This is a genomic window from Streptomyces sp. NPDC002809, from assembly GCF_040295435.1.
Lineage (GTDB): Bacteria > Actinomycetota > Actinomycetes > Streptomycetales > Streptomycetaceae > Streptomyces.
This window is the reverse complement of record NZ_JBEOVJ010000173.1, coordinates 1-2218: the sequence shown is the minus strand read 5'-3', so window position 1 is coordinate 2218 and position 2218 is coordinate 1. Positions and strand designations below refer to the sequence as shown.

General features: G+C 64.5%; 1 pseudogene. It reads left to right on the top strand.

Features of this window, described 5'->3' with window-relative positions:
- Nucleotides 1–434 precede the first annotated feature (434 nt).
- Nucleotides 435–1721 (top strand): annotated as a pseudogene (locus tag ABT025_RS39350) (IS630 family transposase); the annotation flags it as partial.
- Between the last annotated feature and the right edge of the window lie 497 nt (nt 1722–2218).

The window sequence follows — 2218 nt, the reverse complement described above, 5'->3', positions numbered from 1 at the left end:
CAGGCAGCAGCGTGCCGGGGGCCGGCACTCAGCGCATCAAGAACCCTGCACGTTCATCCGTACGCGACTATGTGCGTTCACGTGTACGCCGACACTTGCGCCTGCACCGGATGGCTGACCTGCGGAGATGGGTCCAAGGGAAACTCTAGGGCTCACCTTGGCATCCGTGGTTGACCGTGGTTCCCCACCAGACCGGGCGCGGATCGGGCACGGAGACCTTCACACCCGTAGCTCAAGCCGGATGGGGCAGCGACGGTCATAGCGGTCATGCAACGGTTGCTGGGGTTGCGGTGCAGGGCCTGCCGCTAGGGAAGTGCCTTGGGTTGGTGTTGACGGATCCTATCGCCGTCAAAGTCGATGTCTAGTGTGATGCGCCAAAAGTCCAGAGGGTTAGCAAGTACCCTGTTGTCATGTCGCATTCGGGGCCTTCTGCTGTGGCGATCACGTTGTCCGAGGCCGAGCGTGCCGAGTCGTTGCGCCGGACAGAGGTGCCGCAACGGCGCTCGGCTGAGAAGGCCCGCATCATCCTGGCGTGCGCTGAGGGCGTGTCAGACGCTGGTGTCGCACGGCTCGTGGGTGTCCAGGCCAAGACGGTCGGCAAGTGGCGGCGGGCTTTCGCGGCGGAGCGGATGGCCGGGCTTGAGGACACCGGGTGGATTGGCCGGCCGAAGGCCGACCTGATCCTCGACGAGACTGAGCGCAGGCAGCTGCAGCAGTAGGCGCGGCGGGCCAAGACTGCTCAGTTCCTCGCGTTGCGAGCCAGGATCATGCTGCGCTGCGTGCAGGGCGGGACGAATCAGCAGGCTGCGGCCGACCTCGGCATCGACAGGTCGACCGTGGACCGCTGGCGGGCCCGGTTCATCGCGAAGCGCCTCGATGTTCTGCATGACGAGCCGCGCTCGGGCCGGCCGCCCTCGATCCTCCTCGCCCAGGTCGAGGAGGTCGTCGTAGCCACCCTGGAGTCGGTTCCGGGCCAGGACACGCACTGGTCGCGGGCCTCGATGGCTCAGCACACCGGCCTGTCGAAGTCGACGGTCGGGCGCATCTGGAAACGGTTCGACCTCAAGCCCCACCTGCAGGACTCGTTCAAGCTGTCCACCGATCCGCAGTTCGTCGCCAAGGTCGTCGACGTTGTCGGCCTGTACCACCACCCGCCCGAGAAGGCGGTCGTGCTCTGCGTGGATGAGAAGAGCCAGATCCAGGCGCTGGACCGGTCCCAGCCGGTGCTGCCGATGATGCCGGGTATGCCCGAACGCCGCACCCACGACTATCTGAGGCACGGCATCACCAGCCTGTTCGCCGCCTTCAACATCGCCGACGGCACCGTCATATCGGCACTGCACCGCCGCCACCGGGCGATCGAGTTCAAGAAGTTCCTGTTCCGGATCGACAAGGCGGTGCCCGCCGGACTCGACGTGCACCTCGTCTGCGACAACTACGCCACCCACAACGCCGCCGACATCAGGACGTGGCTCGGCAAACACCCCCGCTTCCACGTCCATTTCCCCCCCACCGGCTCCTCGTGGATGAACCAGGTGGAGCGGTGGTTCGGTCTGCCGACCGACAAACTCATCCGCCGCGGCGTCCACAGGTCCGTGAAAGCCCTGGAGGACGACATCACTGCGTGGATCGACACCTGGGACGAGAACCCGCGGCCCTTCACCTGGACCAAGACAGCCGACGAGATCCTCAACTCCCTCGCCGACTACCTCACCAAGGTCGGAACCACCAGCCAGAAAACAGAGCAGAACCAACTCTCAGGATTTCTGGCGCATCACACCAGCGCCAATGACACCTGGGCCGTGATCGATCGCTCAATGCCGCTACTGTCCAACACTGTTGATGTCAACGACTGATGTCAACCGCCGAAGAGTTCCGGGTGCGGGCAAGGCTCCGGCGGTTCCTCCGGCCGGTCGGCCCACAGCCACCAGACGTGACGTTTCGGACAACCCCATACCCCGCGACAGACACGCTTGCCGTCGTCCTCACGCTGGCAAAGCGCGAACGCTCCGAACTGCATCGGTTGGCTACAATCGGGACATGCAGGCGGGGAGTCAGACGGCATGAGCGGACCGTACTATGCCGATCAACTCCCCGCACGATCACCCTTCTGATCCGTAGCTCTAACAACGGCTAACACAATGAGGTGGATCGGTCCTGCTGACCGTGTCCGCGTCAGAGATTCAGCGTTGTTCGGGCATGGGGACTTCGCCGTGGA